Source organism: Nocardia sp. NPDC051981 (genome assembly GCF_040680715.1).
Lineage (GTDB): Bacteria > Actinomycetota > Actinomycetes > Mycobacteriales > Mycobacteriaceae > Nocardia.
Genome location: NZ_JBFAXK010000069.1, coordinates 1 through 2,254 on the forward strand (window position 1 = coordinate 1; position 2,254 = coordinate 2,254).

General features: G+C 65.4%; 3 protein-coding genes. All 3 read right to left on the reverse strand.

From position 1 onward, the window contains the following. Positions 1 to 238: hypothetical protein (locus tag AB0L60_RS42395; protein WP_364626628.1), on the reverse strand; the 238-nt coding region annotated here is incomplete at its 3' end. Positions 239 to 632: 394 nt separating this feature from the next. Beyond that, positions 633 to 1,286, reverse strand: coding sequence for a LysE family translocator (locus AB0L60_RS42400; protein WP_364626630.1), 654 nt, complete (start codon positions 1,284 to 1,286; stop codon positions 633 to 635). A gap of 353 nt (positions 1,287 to 1,639) precedes the next feature. Continuing rightward, positions 1,640 to 2,113: a flavodoxin family protein gene (locus AB0L60_RS42405; protein ID WP_364626633.1), complete on the reverse strand. Its 474-nt coding sequence runs from the start codon at positions 2,111 to 2,113 to the stop codon at positions 1,640 to 1,642. Positions 2,114 to 2,254: the final 141 nt, after the last annotated feature.

Here is a 2,254-nt window from a genome sequence, read left to right on the forward strand (position 1 = left end):
GCGCCACCGTCCGCTCGTGCGGTCCGGCTCGTCGAAGATCCGAAGCCGTCGTCCGATGCGTCCAGATGATCCGGCCAATGCCCTCGAACTCGGCATGAGCGTGCACTGCTGGCGGTCGTACGGCGCTCTGCCCGTTGATCTTCCGATGCTCCGCGCTGGCCGGTTCGGTCAGCGCGGTATGCGGCATGTGAGTGCGTTCGGCGTGCTCGGTCCGCGCGGTCACGAGGCAGGTTGCCATTCGCATAGGATGTGACGGTGTCGCGTGTGCGCGCCAGGTGGACGGCGTCGGCATGGAGGCACCGCACTTCGGGAGGCACTCATGGGTCCACTTCTGATTCCCTGCTGATGGTGAGAGCGTACCTCGCTCGGGGCGCGTGATAACCGCTGTCACAGCGCCTTCCATGCCTTCGCGCATGACCTCAGTGCTTCGGCGATGCCTGGGCTTTTCGGCATCTGCGGCCGATAGTTGGCCACCGGTGGCCGCGATCGGTTGATCCCCGGAAACCCCGGTCGTCAGCCTGGTGCCGTGCCGACGGGCGGCGCGACCGTCCCGAACCGAGCGATCAGCGGCATGACAGGATGTCACGCTGACCGCTTCGGGTCCGATCGCTGGTACCAACTCGGCGCGGGCGTCACCGGTGACTGGATGCCAACCTCAGGCCGAACCCAAGCAATACGGCTCCTGTTACCGAGTCCATCACACGTCGCACGCTTGGTCGGTTCAGCCAGATCTTCGCCGCACCTGCAACACTGATGATGACGGTGAACCACACCATGCCCTCCATGTTGTGCACCACCGCGAGAACGCTGCCCATCAGTAGGTGCGGGACCCCGTCGGGCAGAAACTGCGGCAGCATGGCGGCGTAGAACACACCGACCTTCGGATTGAGCAGATTCGTGCCCAGCCCACGCGCCCACGCACCGAACACGCTTTGCGGTGAATCATCCACCGCAGCTTCCGGATTCGCCACGGGGCGTCGGAGACCATCTCGCATCATGGTGATACCCATCCACACCAGATAGATCGCCCCTACAGTCTTCAGTACCGTGTAGGCGAGCGCCGATGCTGTCAACAGCACCGAGACCCCCGCGGCGGCGGCCACACCCCAAACCAGCGTGCCGCACCCGATCCCGATCGCAGAGGCGAACGCGTGGCGGCGGCCACGGCTCACCGCAGCGCGCAGCACCAGCGCGGTATCCAGACCCGGAACCAGGGTGAGCAGACCGGCGACCGCGGCGAAGGACAACGACGAGTGCAACACCGGCACAGCGTATTCGACCACCATCTGAGGGCCGACGTGGAATCAGGCGCTCATCGGCATGAGCGGACGTTCTGCGCCGCACCAGGTTCCGGGCGCCGGCGCCACCTGAGGGGTGCGACAACACTCCATCTACCGTTGCGAGTCGCACTTTTCGGCGCAGGTCGAGTGTGGCGCGGGCGTGCCCCAACACCACACCCCGACTCAAGCCTGGGTGCTACCGGCGGCGCCCGATCTCCGCCGTGACACACCCAGCCAGGGTTCCCGCCATTCCGTGTTCGGAAGGTCATGCCCGCGATAGGCAGCGAACGCAGGCGGAGCGGTCGGCGACACCCGCCCCCATCAGGGCGGATGTCGGCATCGAGATCCGGCCGGACCCGTCAGGACGTAACGACGATTCGAGTCCGCAGCCCTTCGGCGAAGCTGCGTGCCGCCGCCAGATCGTCGGCGTTCGGTCGTCCTTTCCTGATTCCACCCACCGGTTTGAACGGCGCAAACGTGTCCCACGCACGGCACGAGAACGTGTCGACCACCTCGAACCCTCGCTGCTCGAGCAGCCGCACCAGCGGACGAGTGAACGGCCGCAAACTCGGCTCCGGAAATCCGCTCGTCGCGAAAACGAATGCCTTGCCGCGCTGCGCCTTCGGCAGTGCTCCGACGAACTCACGCAACCCCGAATGGAACGCCCCCATGAAGATCCCCGAGCCGAACCCCACGAGATCGCAATCCGACAGCGTAGCCGCATCGACCTTCTCCGGGCTCATCACCCGCGCATCGAGCACCTCCCCCATCACATCAGCGACCTTCTTCGTATTGCCGTGCGACACCGACGCACACACGATGATCGTCTTCATTACGATTCAATCCCCCTCAACACTCTCGAATGCCTTGCACCACTAGTACTGCAACGACACTCGCGTTCAGGTGAGTGGGTGGCCGCGGCGGCGGTAGTGGGAGAGGCGGGCTTGGTGTTGTCGGCGGCGTCGCCAGCGTGA

What these genes read in the sequence shown, in the direction of transcription:
- AB0L60_RS42400 (WP_364626630.1), bottom strand. Translation starts at nt 1,286, where the DNA reads ATGGTGGTCGAATACGCTGTGCCGGTGTTGCACTCGTCGTTGTCCTTC.
- AB0L60_RS42405 (WP_364626633.1), bottom strand. Translation starts at nt 2,113, where the DNA reads ATGAAGACGATCATCGTGTGTGCGTCGGTGTCGCACGGCAATACGAAG.